This window comes from Vibrio sp. A37 (assembly GCF_059777565.1).
Genome location: NZ_JBLNLI010000012.1, coordinates 70,489 through 92,274 on the forward strand (window position 1 = coordinate 70,489; position 21,786 = coordinate 92,274).

Below are 21,786 nucleotides of genomic sequence, written 5' to 3' on the forward strand. Positions count from 1 at the left end.
ATGGCAATAAATATTTCTGTTCAACTTGAACCATTTTCGATCAGTGATGAATATCAGAGGCTTTCCGCCGATCCTTCTGCAGGATCTGTCGTGACATTTATTGGTAAAGTTCGAGATATGAATTTAGGTGATGATGTAAAAGGTCTTCGCTTAGAACATTACCCTGGAATGACAGAGCAATCTTTGCTTGAAATTTGCCAGCAAGCGGATGAACGTTGGCCGCTTTCAGAAATTACCGTTATACACCGTGTCGGTGATTTAGACGTGGGTGAGGAAATCGTTTTTGTGGGTGTTGCCAGTGCTCATCGAGGTGCTTCGTTCGAGTCATGCGAATTCATTATGGACTACTTGAAGACCAAAGCGCCGTTTTGGAAAAAAGAACGGACGAATGATTCTGAGCGGTGGATTGAATCACGTGATTCCGACTTAGAAGCTGCAAATCGCTGGAAGAAAAGTTAGTTCCTCCAAATACCAATTCCATCAATTATTTAATCATTGTTCAGCGTAATATTCTGATCACTTAATTAATGGCATTGGTATAATCGACAGATTTGAAATTAGGGAGTGCCCTAATTTCATGAATTCCTTCTTTAAAATCTCCATTACCCCTCCTCTTTTTACTGAAAAGCTTATTAGTGTGTCTCCCGTAAAATTTGATAGGCATCACCTATTAGTAAAATTAGTGAAATCCATTTAGTAAATTCAAGAAATTAAACAACAATTAAGGTATAGCTATTTTGTGTTTTCGCGTATTTAGGAGATGAGGGATGGAATCACTCAAAGTTAAAGATTATATGACGACGAAAGCCGTCACGTTTAAAGCTGAAATGTCGTTAAGTGCTGCCTTAGAAAAAGTGATGAAATCTCCTCATATGGGCGGACCTGTAATCAATGATAGGGAAGAGGTTATTGGTTTTCTCTCTGAACAAGACTTGTTGGAAAAACTCGTTAAGGTCAGTTATTTCTGTCAAGACACTCACATTGTCGGGGACTGCATGCATGGTGAAGTGCTGTCAGTTTCGCCTGACACTAGCATTATCGAATTGGCGGATAAAATGAAGGTAGGTAAGCCGAAAGCCTATCCGGTTGTTGATGGTGGAAAATTAGTTGGAATTATCACTCGTTCTGATGTATTAAAAGCTATCGGTAAAAATCTCAATGATTGTTTCCAGCACCCAGTTTAACTTTATAGCTGCTCTGTCTGAGTAAAAGAGCCGCTCTAAACTGCTGTTCACGATTGAGGCGCTGATTGCGCCTTTTCTTTTTTTTGGGGAATTCTATGTCGAATCATCACGCCAAATTTGTCGAAGGTTCGACAATGAAGCATATTTTGGTAATGACTGGAGCAGGCTCAGTTGGGCTGATGGGGCTATTTGTCGTCGACTTACTGGATATGCTGTTTATCAGTATGTTGGGACAAGTAGAGCTTGCAGCTGCGATAGGATTCGCTGGCACTTTAGTCTTTTTCTCTACCTCTATTTCAATCGGCACTTCTATTGCCATGGGGGCTTTGGTATCGAAAGCCATAGGTGCTAAACAGCGCCAAAAAGCGAGAGAGTTGGGTACTAGTGTGGTAATGACCGCATTCATTATTAGCTCTATCGTTAGCGTAATCATGTTTTTGTATATCCCCGAATTGCTACATGCAATAGGTGCACAAGGGCTTGCGGCTGAGCGAGCGGCAGATTATTTGCGAATTTTAATCCCATCTGGTCCAATACTTTCCCTTGCTATGTCCTGTGGCGCTGGCTTGCGGGCTGCAGGAGATGCCAAACGGTCAATGTGGTCGAAATTATATGGCGGCATTGTTAATGCTGCGCTTGATCCAATTTTTATCTTTGCGTTTGGTTGGAACGTTGAAGGAGCTGCGATAGCTTCGGTTATTGCTCGGTTCACTGTGCTGTTTTTCTCGATATACCCGTTGATAAAAGTGTATGACTTATTGGCTATGCCTTCTGTGACAAGATGGTTTAACCACCTAAAGTCGATCTGTAGTATTGCTGTACCAGCCATTATTACCAATACGGCTACACCAATTGGAAATGCAATCATTACGGCATTTATCGCTAAATTTGGTGAGGACTATGTTGCAGGGTATGCAGTGATTGGTCGTGTTGTGCCCGTGACATTTTGTATCGTATTTGCGCTGTCTGGTGCTATTGGACCGATTATTGGTCAGAACTTTGGTGCTGAGCGCTTTGATAGAATCAGAGATATTCTTAAAAACTCGATTGTTGTTACCATTTCTTACGTGCTTGTCGTTTGCATCATTCTTTACTTTGCTCAAGGGCTGATAATCGAGGCATTTAAGCTAACAGGTGACGCAGCGGTCATCGTCGCAACGTTTTGCACTTACATTGCGATCAGTTATATCTTTAATGGCACATTGTTTGTTGCCAATGCGTCATTTAATAACTTAGGCAAACCACTTTACTCGACGGCACTCAACCTTGGCAAAGCGACGATCGGTACTTATCCATTTGTTTATATTGGTGCTCATCTATCCGGGGCCGTCGGTGTTTTGTATGGTAGTGCTATTGGAACACTCGTTTTTGGCTCACTGGCGATTGTTGTGCTAAGACGTCACATTACGCATTTAATGCAAGGTGAAGAACTTGCGGTGGCGGTGGACGATCCGTCTATCAAGTGTGTCAATACTCAACCTTTTTGTTCTCACGATGCGATGTTGATTGAAGAGGTGAGTGCTGCGACTAAGAACAGTGAAGATGAATACTCTCGCAAAACTTAGATATTAACTTTAAAATTTTCTCTTGACCTTGGAGTATGCTCCAAGGTTTAAACTTAGTGTACATTCAATGAAGGAGACAGAATATGTGCACTAAACATCAAGCTTGTCGCGTAAGCAAACAAATATTTAATCCAGGTTTTAATGCAGCGTGTTCCTCGCCAAAATTAACGTCCATTCAGATTGAAGGTGTGACAGCATTAGATTCGTGCTGTGGTAGCAGTTCGTGTTCCAGTTCTAGCGACGAATCGTTAGAAGAAGAAGGTGAACGGCGAAAGGCTGAAGGTCGCTATGTAACAAAAAGTTGGCTTGTAGCAGGAATGGACTGCCCATCTTGTGCAAGTAAAATAGAAACAGCAGTCTCCAATGTCGACGGGGTACTAGAGACGAAAGTGCTCTTTGCTACCGAAAAATTAGTAGTAAAAATCGAAGACGATTCAGTCGTCGATAAAGTAAAAACGATAGTCAAAAAAACGGGTTTTACACTAAAAGAGAGTGCAAATTCTACCTCTCAATCAAAACAAACATCAGGCAAGCTACAATTCCTCAAAGAAAACTTCCATGTTATCTCTGTTGCTCTCGCTGTTGGTATTGCTGCATCTCTCAATCCATTTTACCCGTTAGTGAGTGAGTGGATATTCATTTTTACCTGCATCATTGGCCTTTATCCAATTGCTACAAAAGCGATAAGGCTTGCAATGTCTGGTACTCCGTTTGCTATTGAAACATTAATGAGCGTAGCGGCTCTTGGTGCTTTATATCTAGGTGAAACAACGGAAGCCGCAATGGTGTTGCTGCTCTTTTTGATTGGTGAACGGCTAGAGGCCTTTGCAGCATCTAGAGCAAGAAGTGGCGTTCAAGCGTTAATGAAACTTGTCCCTGAAAATGCGATAAAAATCGTCGATGGAGAAAGGGTAGAAGTGGCGGCGAGTGAACTTAAACCGGGAGATGTTATTGAGGTTGCTCCGGGAGCAAGGTTACCAGCAGATGGTAAGTTGATTGACGCTGCTGCCAGTTTTGATGAAAGTGCATTAACTGGAGAATCCATCCCTGTTGAGCGTTATCGAGATGAAGCAGTTATGGCTGGCTCGGTTGTCGTGGATAAGGTGGTGAGATTCGCTATTACTTCAGAGCAAGGTGAAAATGCAATCGATAGAATTTTACACCTTATTGAACAGGCTGAATCTAGAAAAGCACCACTTGAAAGGTTTCTCGATAAGTTTAGCCGCTGGTATACACCAGCAATGATGTTAGTCGCATTGGCTGTCGTAATAGTGCCGCCGTTGTTCTTTGCACAACCTTGGGATACTTGGGTGTATCGTGGTCTTGCTATGTTACTCATTGCTTGCCCTTGTGCTTTGGTTATTTCGACACCTGCTGCCATTACATCTGGGCTTGCCGCAGCAGCGCGTCGTGGAGCGCTCATCAAAGGTGGAGCCGCACTTGAGCAGCTGGGTAAAGTTGAAACGATTGCTTTTGATAAAACGGGTACGTTGACTAAAGGCAAACCCGACGTAACTGATGTTTTGCCATACTCGGGTCTTAGCGAACATGAGTTGTTGGTAGCGGCTGCGGCGATTGAAGTCGGGTCGAGCCATCCACTAGCGGTTTCATTGGTAAAAAGAGCGGAAAGCTTAGACATTACATTGCCTGAAGCAGTAGATAAACAGGCATTAATCGGTAGTGGAGTCACGGGTATTGTCGATGGCATTCGATATAGTGCTATCGCACCAAGCAAGGTTAATATCCAACTGGATAGTGACATCGAGTCACAAGTACAACGCCTTGAAAGTAATGGTAAAACGGTTGTCGTGGTGATTAAAGATGAACGGCAAGTCGTTGGAATTATTGCTTGGCAAGACACACTGAGAGAAGACTCTGAGCAAGCCGTGCGTCAACTAAAAGCACTGGGTATCAATTCAATTATGCTTACGGGAGATAACCCAAGAAGTGCTGCCGCAATGAGCGCCCAAATTGGTATCGATTATAAAGCAAGCTTGTTGCCCCAAGACAAAGTCGATTATGTGGAACAAATGTCTCGTGAACACCACGTAGCGATGGTGGGTGATGGTATCAATGACGCGCCAGCGATGAAGGCAGCGAGTATTGGTATCGCTATGGGAGGAGGGACAGACGTTGCTCTTGAAACGGCAGACTCTGCAATTACCCATAATCGCTTGGTTGAGCTTGCGAATATGATTGAGTTGTCTCGCTCCACTCTGGCTAATGTTAAGCAGAATATTACTTTGGCCGTTGGTACGAAGGCAATATTTTTAGTCACTAGCTTGTTAGGGGTGACAGGGCTTTGGGCAGCAGTACTTGCCGATAGCGGTGCAACTGCTTTGGTTACTCTAAATGCGTTGAGACTATTGAGTTATAAGCCGAAGTTAGCTAAAAAGTCTAAGTAATCGTTAGGCACTCAAGCCCACTTTGAATAAGCGCTCACATTTAATGTGAGCGCTTTTGCTATAGGTACTTGTTGAATATTACTAAATGTGATGCAAACCGATTAACTATGCAATTTCCATTATTTGATTACCACTATATGTGTTTTTTATCACATAAATTAGAGTAGTTAATCTATAAATTATCCGTCTAAACTATGAATCAATACAAAGGCAACAAGCCAAGCAAGGAGCTCATATGTCCGAAGCGGTGTTTCATTTAGGTATCACACAACCAGATTTAAAGGGTGCGACGTTAGCGATTATCCCGGGCGATCCAGCTAGGGTTAAGAAAATTGCAGAGCTGTTGGAAAACCCTGTGTTTCTAACTAGCCATAGAGAGTACACCTTATATTTGGGTGAATTGAACGGTCATTCGGTAGTTGTGTGTTCTACTGGTATTGGTGGACCTTCTACTTCTATTGCAGTTGAAGAGTTGGCTCAGTTAGGAGTGACTAACTTCCTGCGCGTTGGAACTACGGGGGCTATTCAACCTCATGTAAATGTAGGTGACATCATTGTTACCACAGGCTCGGTTCGTTTAGATGGAGCAAGCCAACACTTCGCGCCGTTAGAGTTTCCAGCTGTACCAGATTTTGACATTGTACTGGCTATGCGCGAAGCAGCAATAGAGTCTGGCAGCTCAGTGCACATGGGTGTAACCGCATCAAGCGATACATTTTATCCAGGGCAAGAGAGATACGATACGTTTTCAGGTCGGGTAGTTAAACGCTTCCAAGGCTCGATGAAAGAGTGGCAAGAGATGGGCGTGCTCAATTTTGAAATGGAGTCTGCTACTTTGCTGACTATGTGTGCAAGTTCGGGTCTAAAGGCTGGTTGTGTCGCGGGTGTGTTGGTAAATCGCACGCAAAAAGAGATACCAGATCAAGAGACTTTGAAATCTACGGAAGTACGGACAATTCAGGTCGTCGTGGATGCTGCACGTAAGATGCTAACGTCATAATGTTATGCGAAACTCACCTTTGGCAATGGTGCGTAAAGTTGCTCTGTAAGGTCTGATAATATTTGGTCATATACCCTAGCAATATTAAGAGAGATATCCGAAGTTAGCTGATATAGGCAGTCGATATCTCTCTCATAATTTGGGTTACTAACGAGCTCTTCTAAAGTTCTTAACGCTTTACCGCAGGCCGGAGAAGTCAGTGTCAGCGGCGAGATAATTGAAAGCAGATTTATTTTTCGACGCATTTTGGTGCAGTAATACTTAGAGCGCTCATAACCTTCAACACTATGTATATCTTGTAGGGAAATTCTTAGCTGAGTCAGAACTTCCATTGAGTCTGCTACCTGTTGCCAGTTTTGGTGATATTCAACACTCAAGTCTTCTCTTCCCGCTTCAACTAGCCATGTAATAACAATTTCATCGATAAGAAATAAGCAGTGGCGAATCGTCTTTCCATGGATCATTTGATTCCGCGCTACCGATCGATCTTGCCACTCTCTCGATAAGGCTCGCAACATAAGCTGGAACACTCGATAAGTTGATTTACTTTCAAATGGAGAGAGAGCGATTAATTGGTTGGACTTTTCTTCAAGTTGTGCGGTGATATCGAGTACTTTGCTATTGGTATTTTCATTTAACACTATATTGCAGTGAGTGTAGCTACGAGATTTACGGATTAGAAGTAGAATTTCGCGCAAGATAACGACGACGTCGTACTTGCGTGTGAATGTTGTTTCCCTTTGCTTTGAAAGAAACATTAGGGAGAGTAAAACGCAGCACGATACTAAGATCGAGATAAGTATGAACATGGGCTCTCCTCCTCCAGTGATTGAAATGTCCTTGGCCAATATGACATTTCGAAGCATTTCATTTCGTTGAAGCAGATAACATGCCAAGGGTAAAGTCATTTAAAATCAATCAATTATAAATGTTGCTTTATGAGGAGTGTATCAAGTTGGTGCAATTTGCCCTAGAAAGAAAATCCCCAGCTTGAAAGCTGGGGATTTGAATAAAACCAATGCCAGCAACTAATTGATCAAAAATTGCTGTAATAGGTATAAGTGTTAAGAGAGATCACATGACGCGCATTCCAGGTTGAGCGCCTTCATGCGGTTCGAGGATCCAAAGATCGCTACCACCAGGACCTGCTGCCAGAATCATGCCTTCAGACATACCAAACTTCATCTTGCGAGGTTTTAGGTTGGCAACCATCACTGTCAATTTGCCTTCTAGCTCTTCAGGCTTGTAAGCAGATTTAATACCTGAGAATACTTGACGGGTTTCACCACCAATATCCAATTGGAATTTAAGCAGTTTGTTTGCCTTTGGCACTTCTTCACAAGAGATGATTTTTGCAATGCGCATGTCTACTTTAGCAAAGGCGTCAAACTCAATCTCTTCCGCAATTGGGTCTTTGCTCAGTTCAGTTTCGTTTTGAGTCGCTTCCGCTTTTTCTTTTGCTGCCACCTCAGCTGCCGCATCTTCTTTTGATGCTTCAACCATAGCATCAACTTTTTTCGGGTCGATACGGTTAAACAGGGCCTTGAACTTGGTAATTGTATGGTCAGTTAACGGTGACTGCATACCTTGCCAAGTGAGTTCTTCATTTAAGAAAGACTCTGAGCGAGCAGCCAGTTCAGGCATCACAGGTTTTAGGTATGTCATCAGAACGCGGAACAGGTTAATACCTACAGAGCAGATATCTTGTAGCTCTTGATCTTTGCCTTCTTCTTTCGCAACAACCCAAGGCGCTTTCTCATCAACGTATTGGTTTGCTTTGTCTGCTAGTGCTGTAATTTCACGAATTGCTCGGCCGAACTCACGAGTCTCATAAAGCTCAGCGATACGGTCAGCTGCTGCAACGAACTCATTGTATAGTTCTGGCTCAGCGAAATTCGCAGATAATTTGCCTTCAAATCGTTTGCTGATAAATCCAGCATTGCGTGAAGCAAGGTTAACAATTTTGTTTACTACGTCTGCATTAACACGTTGAGTGAAGTCTTCAAGGTTAAGATCTAAATCGTCGATGCGGCTATTTAGTTTCGCAGCGTAGTAGTAGCGGAGACATTCTGGGTCGAGGTGGTCTAAGTATGTACTTGCTTTGATAAACGTGCCTTTAGATTTAGACATCTTAGCGCCATTTACCGTGACATAGCCGTGTACGAAGACGTTATTTGGTTTGCGGAAACCAGAGCCTTCCAACATTGCAGGCCAGAAAAGGCTGTGGAAGTAAACAATGTCTTTACCGATGAAGTGATAAAGCTCCGTTTGGCTATCCTTGTTCCAGTACTCATCAAAATCAAGATCATCGCGTTTGTCACATAGATTTTTAAATGAACCCATGTAGCCGATAGGTGCGTCTAGCCAAACATAGAAAAACTTGTCTTTTTCGCCCGGGATTTCGAAACCAAAGTATGGCGCATCACGGGAAATATCCCACTGCTGCAGACCAGACTCGAACCACTCCTGCATTTTGTTTGCTGTTTCTGATTGCAAAGTACCAGAGCGAGTCCACTCTTTAAGCATGCTTTCGAACTGAGGCAAATCGAAGAAGAAGTGTTCAGAATCCTTCATTACAGGAGTCGCACCAGAGACTGCTGATTTCGGGTCAATCAATTCAGTTGGGCTGTAAGTTTCACCACAGTTGTCACAGTTGTCACCGTATTGATCTTCTGACTTACACTTCGGGCAGGTGCCTTTAACAAAGCGGTCTGGTAAGAACATCTCTTTCTCAGGATCGTAAAGTTGAGAAATGGTGCGGCTTGAGATGAAGCCGTTCTTTTTGAGTTGTAGATAGATGTGCGAAGCCAGTTCACGGTTCTCATCTGAGTGAGTACTGTGGTAGTTATCAAAGCTAATATCGAATCCGGCGAAATCTTTTTGGTGCTCTTCGCTCACTGCGGCAATCATCTCTTCAGGAGAGATACCCATCTGCTGTGCTTTCAGCATGATTGGCGTGCCATGTGCGTCATCGGCACAGATAAAATTCACAGTGTTGCCGCGCAGGCGTTGATAGCGTACCCAGATATCAGCTTGAATATGCTCGAGCATATGGCCAAGGTGAATTGAACCGTTAGCATACGGGAGGGCGCAAGTTACCAGCAATTTTCTAGAAAGAAAGTTTCTTGGATCGGTTGCCATACTTATTATTTCGCTTTTCGATAGGTATAAAAATGATGAGTAATACTAACTCATGACTTCATTAAATCAAAGGACTCCACTAAACGAAAAACCGTATAAGCCTTGGGTTTTGTCTTGCTTGGCGAGATGGTAGGATTAGGCCAAACGGAGGATATATGCGTCAGTTAATTTCCAAACAAGATTTTTCTCAATGGCTGAATGATTTTCAGCACCCTCAGCTCATCGAAAATTGGGCTGCTCAACCACATGTTCTGACTGAGCCGGATGGCAGCAATATTGGCATCACCCTGCCATTCGCTTCCAATAGTATTGAGACACAACTGCAAGATTGGGTTAAACAGCAACTTGAGGCAAACCAGATTCCTCCAGTGAATGTGACGATAAAAACCGAGGTCAAAGCCCTTGAGTCGCATATCGCTAAATACACCAAAGGTGTAAAAAACATCATTGCTGTTACTTCTGCAAAAGGTGGTGTTGGTAAGTCCACGACTTCAGTCAACCTTGCTTTGGCAATTGCACGTAGCGGAGCAAAAGTCGGCCTGTTAGATGCAGACATTTATGGACCTTCTGTCCCTATGATGCTCGATCAACAAGATGCGAGTCCTTTAGTAAAAGACAACAAGTGGATGCAGCCAATTAACGCTTATGGCCTTTATACTCATTCGATAGGTTATCTCGTCGACAAAGAGCAAGCAGCAATTTGGCGTGGTCCTATGGCATCTAAGGCTCTCGGACAGTTACTTGAGGAAACTGAGTGGCCAGATCTTGATTATCTTGTTATTGATATGCCACCGGGCACAGGTGATATCCAACTGACCTTATCGCAAAGGTTTCCAGTGACGGCTGCAGTTATTGTAACAACGCCACAAGATCTAGCACTAGCAGATGCCCGCAAAGGCGCGACAATGTTTGAGCAAGTAAAAGTGCCAGTGTTAGGTGTGGTCGAAAATATGAGTTATCACGTTTGTAGTCAATGTGGACACCATGAGCATATTTTCGGTCATGGTGGAGCGGAAAAAATGGCGACCGATTACGGATTATCTCTTTTGGCACAAATACCGCTGCATATATCGATGCGTGAAGATATTGATGCAGGTAAGCCAACAGTGATTGCAAGGCCAAACAGTGAGCATGCGAAATATTATCTGGATCTTGCGGATAATGTTTGTAGCCGCCTGTATTGGCAAGGTAAAGAAAAACCTGACGCTATTCCTTTAACAATGGTTGAGTAGCTTGAGCCTAACATGCTCGACTTGATCGGTATCATTTAGCCGAGATATTGGTTGAGCAGAAACGAATAAATCTTCAGACATATCTAGTATCTGAAAGATGAAGCTCGTATAATCAGGCGGTTTTTATTAAGGGTGTTGTTAGATTAATCAATTATGATTTATCTGAGGATATCCTTAAATTTTTACCATACTATCATCAGGTGCGATAGATAATGTCTATTAATAATCAATGCGTAATCGTCGGTATCGCTGGCGCTTCTGCTTCCGGTAAGAGTTTAATCGCCAACACTATTTATAATGAACTTCGAGCTAAAGTTGGCGATCACCAAATTGGTGTGATCAAAGAAGATTGTTACTACAACGATCAAAGTCACCTGAGTATGGAAGAAAGGGTTAAAACCAACTATGACCATCCAAAGGCGATGGATCATGAGTTACTTTGCTCTCATCTAGAACAGTTGATTGAAGGAAAATCAGTAGAGCTTCCAGAATATAGCTATGCAGAGCACACTCGCATGGCAGAAACGACCACGATGACGCCAAAGAAAGTGATCATTTTGGAAGGCATCTTACTGCTGACTGACCCAAGACTTCGTAATCTAATGCACGCGACAGTGTTTATGGATACCCCGCTTGATATCTGTTTAACTCGCCGTTTGAAGCGTGATGTAGAAGAGCGCGATCGGACGATGGAATCCGTATTGAAGCAGTACCAAGACACGGTCCGTCCAATGTTCATGCAGTTTATCGAACCTTCCAAACAGTACGCGGATATTATTGTTCCACGTGGTGGTAAAAACAGAATCGCTATCGACGTTCTAAAAGCGCATATCACAAAGTTGCTTCGATCTTAACGCAGTACTAACTGAGCAATCTTTATTTTTCTCTTGATAAGTGGCACCTTAGGTGCCACTTTCTTTTTTTGGTATCAAGAAACTTGCAAGGAAAATGCGAATGAAGAAATTGCTGCTGATCGTTGCCATTCTCATAGTCGTCGTTGCTGGAGCTATCACTGCTTTAGTCACATTGGTTAATCCCAACCAATTTAAGCCTCTTATAGTCGAACAAGTCAAAAAACAAACGGGTTTGGATCTCGTTATTCAGGGTGATATTCATTGGCAGTTCTTCCCTTCAATTGGATTTGAGCTCGGGAAAACCGAGTTGAAAAACCCGAAAGGCTTTTCTAATCCTGATATGTTCAAAGTCAATCAAGTCGGTATTAATGTTTCAGTTCTTCCACTGTTAGACAAAGAGCTAAGAATTGGTAATGTGACGCTTAAAGGCGCTCAGATTGACGTAGAAACTTTAAAAGATGGATCAAAGAACATTGATGCTTTGTTGAGTAGTAATAAAGCAAGCACTGACACCAATACTTCTGCACCTACTCAGGCAGATACTACCGCGAGTGAACAAGAGAGCTCTGCGTCGAAAAGTGCCACAACGGCACCTGCTGCCAATAAGTGGACGGTAGATTTAGAAGGCGTCACCATCGAAAATGCAACGCTGCAAATGACCGATAAGCAAACAGGAAGTTTTACCAAGCTTTCTGATATGTCTCTTAACTTATCTGGGTTTGCTGCGGATCAGTGGACCAAAGCAACATTTTCTGCCAATGGACAAAATAACCAACAATCCTTTACCACCGAAGGTAGCTTGGAGTTTAAATTATCAAAAGATTTCTCTCAGTATGAGCTTAGAAATGTCTCTGTAACCAGCAGCTTTAAAGCTCCGGACATCAATATTGGTAAGGTTCATTTTGAATTGAATACTTTCCAACTGGATAAAGAGAATAAGTTAAGTTATTCCATCCAAGGTGGGGCTTCTAATTTATCCTTTGACCTTAAAGGCACTGGTATTTTGAGTGTCGACCATATGTTTTCTACCGTGGCGCTGAGCAATTTTAAGTTGGATGGCGATCTCAAAGGTCAAGCCTTACCCCAGTCTCCAATGAAACTCAACGTTTCTACCTCGCTAAGCTTCGACATTGCAAACAAGCACCTTTCTTTGCAGTTAGATAAGTTGCAAGCCAACGCTTTGGAGTTGGATGGAACGTCAGATGTGACGTTGTCGACCATTCCTAAGGTTCGCTTTAACTTGCATAGCCCAGATATTAATCTAGATGAGTTTTTGAGTTCTCAAAACAAAGCTCAACCTGAATCTAAAGGTGGTGAGGCTCAAGCAGCCAATAACGCCCAAGCGGTAGAGCCTTCAAAAAGCCCAACAAGTCAGTCCGGCGAAGTCGAACCTGAACTGTCGGCGCTGAAAACAGTGGATGTTAAGGGAACGATAGCCATTGATAAGTTTCAAATGCAAAACGCAAAAATGCAAAATGTAAAAGCGAGCATTTCGGTTAAAGATGGTATCGCGAAGCTCACCTCATTCACGTCGAACCTTTATGATGGGAAAATCACGGCGAATGGGACTCTAGATGCTCGTAAATCTCCTGCAACTTATAAAGTCTTGAGTAAGATTACGGGTGTGAAAGTACAGCCTCTACTTAAAGATGTAGTGAACAACGATAAGCTAGAAGGTACTGGTAACATCGACGTAAACATCCATGGAAAAGGTTTAACTCCACTAGGGATTAAACAAAATGTTGCGGGCACAATCGTCATTAATTTTGCTGATGGGGCGGTTAATGGCATCAATATCGCTCAGATGATTCGTACAAACTATGCCAAGATAAAAGGTGAGCCCGTCGGAAACACAGAGGAAGTACAAAAAACCGATTTTAGCTCCATGCAAGCCACCATCAAATTAGCGAATGGTGTAGCAACTACCGATGATTTAAGTGCTAAATCGCCGCTTCTCCGTGTTCATGGGCAAGGCTCGGCCAATTACGTTAAGGAAACGGTAGATGCTCTGATTCGAACGTCTATTGTCGGCTCTTTAAAAGGGCAAGGTGGCCAAAGTATCAATGAGCTGAAGGATGTCACCATTCCCGTTAAGATTACGGGAAGCTGGTCAAAGCCGAAATACAAAGTGATATTAGATGATGCTTTGAAGCAAAAAGCTAAGAATGAGTTAGAAAAAGGTATCGATAAGTTAAACAAAAAACTTGGCGACAAAATAAATAATGAGAAAACCAAACAAGCGGTAGATAAATTACTTAACAATTTGTTTAAATAAATATTCAGGCTCGGCAATCATATTGTCGGGCCTATATATTATGCAATAGAAGACCTATCCTAAAATAATCTCCCATGTAATGCTTTTGATGATCGAATGTTAAAAAAAATATTTGATCTACATCTCACTTAATTAGTCAAAATTTAATCACTTTTCTTGATCCATCACAAATGTTTGTCAACTATTTTTCTTTATTTGACCAAATTTGAACTTAGAACGAAATTTGTTCAGTTATAAAATCACTCATGCAAAAAACATATTGGCAACGAAATTTAATATTTGTAACAAAATAAATTGATCTGTATCACGTTTGTTTATTAATTGAACTTGAATGCAATATGCAACATGATTAATAAGTTGGTCAATTTTTAACGATTAAAGGGGCAAAATTGAAATGAAAGTATTCATTTTTTGAGACTTTAATCACCTTATCAATAGGGGTATCTTGGTATCGAGCCGATAAAGAATGAGTGCTGGTATCTATATTTTTAAGTGTAACTAAATGTTAACAACTTTAGTTGCTGAAGTATTATTGCCGCGAATATGTACGCTCTATGGCTATAACTCAAAGGTATAAGCATGGTAGACAGTACAACGAGCGAAGACATACTTATAGCAATAAAGAGAATGATGCGAAGTCAGTTATTTTTCGGGTTGCTGGTTATTATCTATCAGATATTTTCTGGGGATATTGCTCGCATAGAGTCAGCTTCTATTGGTGTTGTAGTGGCGATTATTCCAGGTTTATTTGGAATGTATTTAGCCAGTGTTAAAGCTAAGAAGAACCCTGATGCCGAAATAAAGGACCTCATACAATTTAGCAGGAAGGTTAAACTCGTTTATACCGTTATTTTGTTCGCCATTGTTTTTCGTTTAATGGACGTAGAAAATATTGTTGTAATCGCAAGCTACTGTATTACATTCATCGGGTACTTCGTCTCTCCATTTTTAAATAAAAAAGAAGATGATTTAAGGATAGGGTAAGGTGGAAAAAGTACTAACCGCTCATGATTATATTGAGCACCATGAAACATTCTTCACAATAGGTAAGGGCTTTTGGTCGATTAACCTCGACTCAATGATCATGGTTTGGATTCTTGGATTGCTATTTATCGCTGTATTCCGTTACGCGATATCTAAAAGCACGAAGGGAGTACCGAGTCGTTTTCAATGCTTTATCGAAATCGTGTTCGAATTCGTCAACAACCTCGCCAAAGAAATATTTCAGGCTGAAGACAGACTTATTGGTCCTTTAGCGTTGACGATATTTGTTTGGGTCTTCCTAATGAATTTCATTGACTTATTACCAGTTGATTTTATTCCTTATGTAGCGAGAGCGCTTGGCGCGCAACACTTTAGAGATTTACCATCAGCGGACGTGAACGTCACAATGTCTATGGCATTGGGAGTGTTTGTAGTAATGATTATCTACACTCTCAAAGCAAAAGGTCTTGTTGGCTTTGTTAAGGAATTGACTACTCAACCGTTTGATTCACCGTTTCTTTATCCAGTGAACTTTGTATTAGAGCTAGTAACGCTAATCTCTAAACCAATTTCTCTGGGTTTACGACTATTTGGCAACATGTACGCGGGCGAAATGATCTTCATTTTGATCGCATTAATGCCTTGGTGGATTCAATGGGCACTAAGTGTACCTTGGGCACTGTTCCATTTGTTAATTGTTTCTTTGCAAGCATTTATATTTATGGTTCTGACCATCGTTTATATGGCCTTAGCAGTAGAAAAACACTAACTGGCCAACTTAATTAACTAATTTATTTAACCTTTATTAACTATTTATATATTGGAGTTTTCAATGGATATTGTAAGTGCAGTTCTATACGTTGCTGGTGCTCTACTAATTGGTTTGGGTGCAGCAGGTGCCGCTGCCGGTATCGGTAATCTAGCTGGTAAATACTTAGAAGGTGTTGCTCGCCAACCAGACCTTACTCCTATGCTACGTACTCAATTCTTCATCATGATGGGTCTTGTTGATGCGGTTCCTATGATTGGTGTTGGTATCGGTCTATATATCATCTTTGCGGTAGCGTAACTTCCTCCCTCTATTCAACTTAAAGAGAACCATCAGCGAATTAAGAGAGGACGGGATGAACTTAAATGCAACCATGTTAGGCCAGGCAATATCGTTCGTGATATTTGTCTTGCTATGTATGAAGTATGTCTGGCCGCCACTTAGCCAAATGCTAGAAGAGCGCCAGAAAGACGTTGCCGAAGGCCTTCGTAATACTGAAATGGCGGCTAAAGAATTAGCACTGGCTAAAGAAAACGGTAATCAACTTATTGAAGATGCGAAAAAAGACGTCAGTAAGATGATTGCTCAAGGCCAAAAGCGTCGTGAACAGATTATCGAAGAAGCCATTCAAGAGGCAGAAAAAGAAAAAGCCCGCATTATTGCTCAGGGTGAAGCCGAAGTAGAAAGCGAGAAGAATCGCGTTCGCCAAGAACTTAAAGACGAAATGGCTGATCTTGTTATCAATAGTGCGCAGAAACTGATCAATAAAAACTTGGATACGGATTCGAACCGTGCACTGGTTGATCAATTGATCAAAGATATTTAGCGCACAAGGGGAGCAAAATGTCCGATTTAAAAACCATTGCTTACCCATATGCTAAGGCAGCTTTTGAGTTTGCAAAAGAAAAGCAGACTCTAGACGAGTGGCTTTCGATGCTCACTGTTGTTGTCGATGTAATCGAGCAACCACAAGTTGCTGCCCAAGTAAAAAACCTTGAACAAGGTGGGAAAACAGAATCTGATGAGTTCCTTCATTTTCTATTTTCCGTGTGCCAAGGCTTTCTCGATGATCATGTGCAAAACCTGATAAAGGTGATGGCAGAGAACCAACGCTTAATCGCAGTGCGAGAAGTACTAAGCGTATTTGAAGAGCTAAAGAACGAAAACGACAAAATGTTAGATGCGACCGTTGTTTCCTCTGAGCCATTGAGCGAAGAGCAACTTGAGGCGCTAACGAAATCTCTAGAGAAAAAACTAGATAGAAAAGTATCGTTAGCCAATGAAGTTGACAGCGATTTAGTCGGCGGCATTGTGGTCAAGGCTGGCGAACTCGTCATCGACGGTTCTTTAAAGTCCTCTATCCATCGTCTTGCAACTAGCTTGCACATGTAATAGGTATTTGAAATGCAATTAAATTCAACAGAAATTAGCGATTTAATCAAAGAACGAATCGCAACCTTCGATGTGAGCAGCCAAGCCCGCAATGAAGGTACTATCGTGTCAATCAGCGACGGTATCATCACTATCAACGGCCTAGCCGACGTCATGCAAGGCGAGATGATTGAATTGCCAGGTGGCCGTTACGCACTAGCACTTAACCTTGAGCGTCACTCAGTAGGTGCGGTTGTAATGGGTCCTTACGCTGACCTTAGCGAAGGCATGAAAGTAACCGGTACTGGTCGTATCTTAGAAGTGCCAGTTGGCCCATCACTGCTTGGCCGTGTAGTTAATACACTAGGTCAGCCAATCGATGGCAAAGGCGAAATCAAAACAGATTTGTTTAACGCGGTAGAAATCATCGCCCCAGGCGTTATCGACCGTAAATCGGTAGATCAGCCAATCCAAACTGGTTATAAAGCCGTTGACTCTATGGTGCCAATCGGCCGTGGTCAGCGTGAGCTTATCATCGGCGACCGTCAGACTGGTAAAACAGCGATGGCAATCGATGCGATCATCAACCAGAAAGATTCTGGCGTTAAATGTGTATACGTAGCAATCGGTCAGAAAGCATCGACTATCGCTAACGTAGTACGCAAGCTAGAAGAGCACGGCGCACTGGAAAACACCATTGTTGTTGTAGCTTCTGCTTCTGAATCAGCAGCTCTACAATACCTAGCACCTTATGCGGGTTGTACAATGGGTGAATACTTCCGTGACCGCGGTGAAGATGCACTTATCGTATACGATGATTTGTCAAAGCAAGCTGTTGCTTACCGTCAAATCTCACTACTTCTAAAACGTCCACCGGGCCGTGAAGCATTCCCTGGTGACGTATTCTACCTCCACTCACGTCTACTAGAGCGTGCTGCTCGTGTAAACGAAGAGTACGTAGAGCGTTTCACTAATGGTGAAGTAAAAGGTAAAACAGGCTCTTTAACTGCACTACCTATCATCGAAACGCAAGCGGGTGACGTATCAGCGTTCGTACCGACCAACGTAATCTCGATTACTGATGGTCAGATCTTCTTGCAAACTCAGCTATTCAACGCAGGTCTACGCCCAGCAGTTGACCCAGGTATCTCGGTATCTCGTGTTGGTGGTGCAGCGCAAACTAAGATCATCAAGAAACTGTCTGGTGGTATCCGTACCGCACTTGCTCAATATCGTGAATTGGCAGCGTTTGCTCAGTTCTCATCTGACCTAGATGAAGCAACTAAGAAACAGCTTGACCACGGTGAGCGCGTGACTGAATTGATGAAGCAAAAGCAATACGCACCAATGTCTGTGGCTGAGCAAGCGACGATCGTATTCGCAGCTGAAAAAGGCTACCTAAGCGGTGTTGAGTTGTCTCGAGTTGGTTCATTTGAAGAAGGTCTTCTAGCACACGCGAAATCAAACGCGCCTGAGCTTCTTAAGACTATCAATGAGACTGGAAATTACAACGATGATATCCAAGCTCAGCTAACCAAGCTTCTAGATGATTTTGTTGCTTTGCAGTCATGGTAATCGCACCAATCTCAATTAATTAAGAGGGGAGCTAACCATGGCCAATACAAAAGAAATTCGCACTAAAATCTCGAGTGTAAAAAGCACTCAGAAGATCACTAGTGCGATGGAAATGGTGGCAGCCAGTAAAATGCGTAAGGTACAGGACAACATGGAAAAAGCCCGTCCTTACGCTGAGAGCATGCGCAGAGTGATTAGCCATGTTGCATCAGGCACACTCGAGTATAGCCACCCATATTTAGAAGAGCGTGAAGCTAAGCGTGTCGCTTACATCATTATCTCTTCTGATAGAGGTTTGTGCGGCGGATTGAATACAAACCTGTTTAAGCAAGTACTGACTGAAATGGCAGAATGGCGCGAGAAAGGCGTGGATGTTGAAACCACCCTTGTTGGCTCGAAAGCTATCGGCTTTTTCCATAGTGCAGCCAAAGTGGTCGCACAAACATCTGGACTTGGTGATGAGCCAAAGGTTGAAGACCTACTTGGTACAGTAAACGCGATGTTGGAATCGTATAACGAAGGTCAAATTGATCGTCTTTATATTGTGTACAACGAGTTCGTGAATACCATGGTACAAAAACCTACGGTGAAGCAGTTACTGCCTTATCCAAAAGATGAACAAGACTCAAAGTCAAATGCTCGTTGGGACTATATCTATGAACAAGATCCTCGAGTAATATTAGATGACTTGGTGCATCGCTATATTGAGTCTCAAGTGTATCAAGGTACAGTTGAGAACATCGCTTGTGAACAAGCTTCTCGAATGGTTGCTATGAAAGCTGCGACAGATAACGCTGGTAAGTTGATCGAAGATCTACAACTTGTCTACAACAAAGCTAGACAGGCAGCGATCACTCAAGAATTGAGTGAAATCGTGTCGGGTGCGCAAGCGGTTTAAAGATTTCCGAGGTAAATAATGAGTATCGGTAAGATAGTAAAAGTCATCGGCGCGGTCGTTGACGTAGAATTTGAACACAACAGTGGCCCGCGCGTATATGACGCACTTCGCCTTGTTGGTGAAGAGAGCACATCACTTGTTCTTGAAGTTCAACAACAACTTGGCGGTGGCGTTGTTCGTGCCATCGTTATGGGTAGCTCTGACGGTTTACGTCGTGGCATGAAAGTAGAGAACACTGGTGCGCCAATCTCTGTGCCTGTAGGTACTAAGACTCTTGGTCGTATCATGAACGTTCTTGGTGAAGCAATCGATGAGTGCGGCGAAATCGGTGCAGAAGAGCACTATGCAATTCACCGTCCAGCACCAAGCTACGAAGAGCAATCGAACGAAACTGCGCTTCTAGAAACAGGCGTTAAAGTTATCGACTTGGTTTGTCCATTCGCTAAGGGTGGTAAAATCGGTCTGTTCGGTGGTGCGGGTGTAGGTAAGACCGTTAACATGATGGAGCTTATCAACAACATCGCACTTCAACACTCAGGTCTATCTGTATTCGCTGGTGTTGGTGAGCGTACTCGTGAAGGTAACGATTTCTACTACGAGATGCAGGAAGCGGGCGTTGTAAACGTTGAGAAGCCTGAAGAATCAAAAGTAGCGATGGTTTACGGTCAGATGAACGAGCCACCGGGTAACCGTCTACGTGTTGCTTTGACTGGTCTAACAATGGCTGAGAAGTTCCGTGACGAAGGTCGTGACGTACTACTGTTCATCGATAACATCTATCGTTATACACTTGCGGGTACTGAGGTATCAGCGCTGTTAGGCCGTATGCCATCAGCGGTAGGTTACCAGCCAACTCTTGCAGAAGAGATGGGTGTACTTCAGGAGCGTATCACGTCAACTCGTTCTGGTTCTATCACGTCTGTACAGGCGGTATACGTACCTGCGGATGACTTGACTGACCCGTCTCCAGCAACAACGTTTGCTCACTTGGATGCAACAGTTGTACTTAACCGTAACATCGCCGCTATGGGTCTATACCCAGCGATCGACCCGCTAGATTCAACGTCTCGTCAGCTTGACCCTCTAGTTGTTGGTCAAGAGCACTATGACATTGCTCGTGGCGTACAGCAAACACTGCAACGTTATAAAGAGCTAAAAGATATCATCGCTATCCTAGGTATGGATGAGCTATCTGAAGAAGATAAGCAAGTGGTATCTCGTGCACGTAAGATTGAGCGTTTCTTAACTCAGCCTTACCACGTAGCAGAAGTCTTTACTGGTGACCCAGGCGTATACGTACCTCTAAAAGAAACACTACGTGGCTTTAAAGGTCTGCTAGCGGGTGATTATGATGATATCCCAGAGCAATCTTTCATGTACTGTGGTTCAATTGACGAAGTACTAGAAAACGCGAAAAAAGCTTAACAGCGGGGAGGTAACATGGCTATAGGTGTAAGTGAGAACACATTTGACCTTCAAATAGTCAGTGCAGAAGGGGTGATTTTCTCTGGTCCCGCCCACGCTTTAGCGATTTCTGGTGCGGATGGTGAATTGGGTATTCGTCCAGGTCACTCTCCGTTGATCAGTAAGATCAAACCGGGTGTTGCTAGCTTTGTCGCTGACTTAAAGCAACCAGAAGAAGTACTATACGTCTCTGGTGGCTTAGTGGAAGTTCAGCCTGAAGTTGTCACTGTAATGGCTGATACGGTATTGCATGGTGAAGAGATTGATAAAGCAAGAGCGGAAGCTGCACGTCAGATGGCTCTTGAAAATATCAACCGTCACGATGGTGATATCAACTTCGCTCAAGCGCAGCTAGAGCTAGCGAAAGCGCTTGCACAGTTGCGAGTGGTTGAGCTAACAAGCCAGCGCAGAAGATAAGCCTGCTTTTCTTTATATCGAAAAACCTCTGCTTTTTGAGCAGAGGTTTTTTATTTCCTGCTAATTGCTCTCTCTTTTTTACTACGTCCCAATATATAACCATTTGTTTTCTATTCGCATTCCTTGGTGGAATACCCATATTCTTTTTAATTTATTGTTACTTCATATAGATTGCCATCGAACATGAAATATATCCAATACGAGGTTTACTATGTCGTCGCAGCTGTATAGGGCAGATAGAATTAATTGGAATGTGGTGTTAGTAGATTGTCCAAGTAGCAAATATCCAGCTATGGATTCTGATGGATATGAAATATATAACAACACCCACTTTAAAACAGAAGAGGAAGCTTGGCATTCATTATTGATCGAAGTCGAGGCTTGGGTTACTTCAAGCAACCGTAACTTCAAACAAAGTGAGGCCGTATTATACCGGAACCGAAAGCTTTTGGAGGAAGCAAACGAAGCACATGAGGTGCTTAAAGGACATATGAAAAGAATGCATTCTTCCATATAGAAACTCTCCAATCTTAAGTCATTTAATTCTTTGTAATGCGTAGCTAGTTTTCTCTACTGCTATCTAATTCTTAAAACACTTTCCTCTAGATTTAATATTTATATTTCTCTCTATTTTTAATTAACTGATTTATAT

The 21,786-nt window shown here is 42.7% G+C and carries 20 protein-coding genes; 18 read left to right on the forward strand and 2 right to left on the reverse strand.

Annotation, left to right across the window (positions count from 1 at the left end; genetic code table 11):
* From moaE to udp, 5 genes are all read left to right on the forward strand, one after another.
* Nucleotides 1-459: a molybdopterin synthase catalytic subunit MoaE gene (gene moaE, locus ACM2FC_RS18175; protein WP_498482407.1), complete on the forward strand. Its 459-nt coding sequence runs from the start codon at nucleotides 1-3 to the stop codon at nucleotides 457-459.
* Nucleotides 460-767: 308 nt separating this feature from the next.
* Nucleotides 768-1,184: a CBS domain-containing protein gene (locus ACM2FC_RS18180; RefSeq protein WP_498482408.1), complete on the forward strand. Its 417-nt coding sequence runs from the start codon at nucleotides 768-770 to the stop codon at nucleotides 1,182-1,184.
* 95 nt (nucleotides 1,185-1,279) lie between these two features.
* On the forward strand, nucleotides 1,280-2,749 hold the full coding sequence (locus ACM2FC_RS18185) for an MATE family efflux transporter (RefSeq protein WP_498482409.1): 1,470 nt from the start codon (nucleotides 1,280-1,282) through the stop codon (nucleotides 2,747-2,749).
* 83 nt (nucleotides 2,750-2,832) lie between these two features.
* Nucleotides 2,833-5,154: a zinc/cadmium/mercury/lead-transporting ATPase gene (locus ACM2FC_RS18190; protein ID WP_498482410.1), complete on the forward strand. Its 2,322-nt coding sequence runs from the start codon at nucleotides 2,833-2,835 to the stop codon at nucleotides 5,152-5,154.
* 235 nt (nucleotides 5,155-5,389) lie between these two features.
* Complete coding sequence (udp, locus tag ACM2FC_RS18195; RefSeq protein ID WP_498482411.1) at nucleotides 5,390-6,154, forward strand: uridine phosphorylase; 765 nt, start codon at nucleotides 5,390-5,392, stop codon at nucleotides 6,152-6,154.
* 2 nt (nucleotides 6,155-6,156) lie between these two features.
* Here the strand turns inward: udp and ACM2FC_RS18200 are convergent, their stop codons facing one another.
* Both ACM2FC_RS18200 and metG read right to left on the reverse strand, forming a co-directional pair.
* A complete protein-coding gene (locus ACM2FC_RS18200; RefSeq protein WP_498482412.1) occupies nucleotides 6,157-6,963 on the reverse strand; it encodes a hypothetical protein in 807 nt (268 codons plus the stop codon).
* A 265-nt stretch (nucleotides 6,964-7,228) separates the two neighbouring features.
* Nucleotides 7,229-9,295 carry a methionine--tRNA ligase gene (gene metG / locus ACM2FC_RS18205; protein ID WP_498482413.1) on the reverse strand — a complete coding sequence of 689 codons (2,067 nt, stop codon included), beginning with the start codon at nucleotides 9,293-9,295 and terminating at the stop codon, nucleotides 7,229-7,231.
* Nucleotides 9,296-9,450: 155 nt separating this feature from the next.
* Here metG and apbC point away from each other — a divergent pair, with 155 nt between their 5' ends.
* From apbC to ACM2FC_RS18270, 13 genes are all read left to right on the forward strand, one after another.
* Nucleotides 9,451-10,527: an iron-sulfur cluster carrier protein ApbC gene (gene apbC / locus ACM2FC_RS18210; protein WP_498482414.1), complete on the forward strand. Its 1,077-nt coding sequence runs from the start codon at nucleotides 9,451-9,453 to the stop codon at nucleotides 10,525-10,527.
* Nucleotides 10,528-10,739: 212 nt separating this feature from the next.
* The gene (udk, locus tag ACM2FC_RS18215) at nucleotides 10,740-11,381 is read left to right on the forward strand and encodes a uridine kinase (RefSeq protein ID WP_498482415.1); all 642 of its coding nucleotides are present in this window, start codon (nucleotides 10,740-10,742) and stop codon (nucleotides 11,379-11,381) included.
* A gap of 100 nt (nucleotides 11,382-11,481) precedes the next feature.
* Nucleotides 11,482-13,656: an AsmA family protein gene (locus ACM2FC_RS18220; protein WP_498482416.1), complete on the forward strand. Its 2,175-nt coding sequence runs from the start codon at nucleotides 11,482-11,484 to the stop codon at nucleotides 13,654-13,656.
* Nucleotides 13,657-14,235: 579 nt separating this feature from the next.
* On the forward strand, nucleotides 14,236-14,640 hold the full coding sequence (locus ACM2FC_RS18225; protein WP_498482417.1) for a hypothetical protein: 405 nt from the start codon (nucleotides 14,236-14,238) through the stop codon (nucleotides 14,638-14,640).
* A gap of 1 nt (nucleotide 14,641) precedes the next feature.
* A complete protein-coding gene (atpB, locus tag ACM2FC_RS18230; RefSeq protein ID WP_498482418.1) occupies nucleotides 14,642-15,409 on the forward strand; it encodes a F0F1 ATP synthase subunit A in 768 nt (255 codons plus the stop codon).
* Between the two features lie 63 nt (nucleotides 15,410-15,472).
* Nucleotides 15,473-15,709, forward strand: a complete 237-nt coding sequence (atpE, locus tag ACM2FC_RS18235; RefSeq protein WP_004727739.1) for a F0F1 ATP synthase subunit C — start codon at nucleotides 15,473-15,475, stop codon at nucleotides 15,707-15,709.
* Nucleotides 15,710-15,764: 55 nt separating this feature from the next.
* Nucleotides 15,765-16,235 carry a F0F1 ATP synthase subunit B gene (locus ACM2FC_RS18240; RefSeq protein WP_498482419.1) on the forward strand — a complete coding sequence of 157 codons (471 nt, stop codon included), beginning with the start codon at nucleotides 15,765-15,767 and terminating at the stop codon, nucleotides 16,233-16,235.
* A gap of 17 nt (nucleotides 16,236-16,252) precedes the next feature.
* On the forward strand, nucleotides 16,253-16,801 hold the full coding sequence (locus tag ACM2FC_RS18245) for a F0F1 ATP synthase subunit delta (RefSeq protein WP_498482420.1): 549 nt from the start codon (nucleotides 16,253-16,255) through the stop codon (nucleotides 16,799-16,801).
* Between the two features lie 12 nt (nucleotides 16,802-16,813).
* Nucleotides 16,814-18,355 (forward strand): F0F1 ATP synthase subunit alpha, encoded by a 1,542-nt coding sequence (gene atpA, locus ACM2FC_RS18250; protein WP_498482421.1) that lies wholly within the window; start codon nucleotides 16,814-16,816, stop codon nucleotides 18,353-18,355.
* Nucleotides 18,356-18,392: 37 nt separating this feature from the next.
* A complete protein-coding gene (atpG, locus tag ACM2FC_RS18255) occupies nucleotides 18,393-19,253 on the forward strand; it encodes a F0F1 ATP synthase subunit gamma (protein ID WP_498482422.1) in 861 nt (286 codons plus the stop codon).
* 18 nt (nucleotides 19,254-19,271) lie between these two features.
* On the forward strand, nucleotides 19,272-20,678 hold the full coding sequence (gene atpD, locus ACM2FC_RS18260; protein WP_498482423.1) for a F0F1 ATP synthase subunit beta: 1,407 nt from the start codon (nucleotides 19,272-19,274) through the stop codon (nucleotides 20,676-20,678).
* Nucleotides 20,679-20,693: 15 nt separating this feature from the next.
* Complete coding sequence (locus ACM2FC_RS18265; RefSeq protein ID WP_498482424.1) at nucleotides 20,694-21,134, forward strand: F0F1 ATP synthase subunit epsilon; 441 nt, start codon at nucleotides 20,694-20,696, stop codon at nucleotides 21,132-21,134.
* Nucleotides 21,135-21,345: 211 nt separating this feature from the next.
* Complete coding sequence (locus tag ACM2FC_RS18270) at nucleotides 21,346-21,651, forward strand: hypothetical protein (protein WP_498482425.1); 306 nt, start codon at nucleotides 21,346-21,348, stop codon at nucleotides 21,649-21,651.
* The last annotated feature ends 135 nt before the right edge of the window (nucleotides 21,652-21,786 follow it).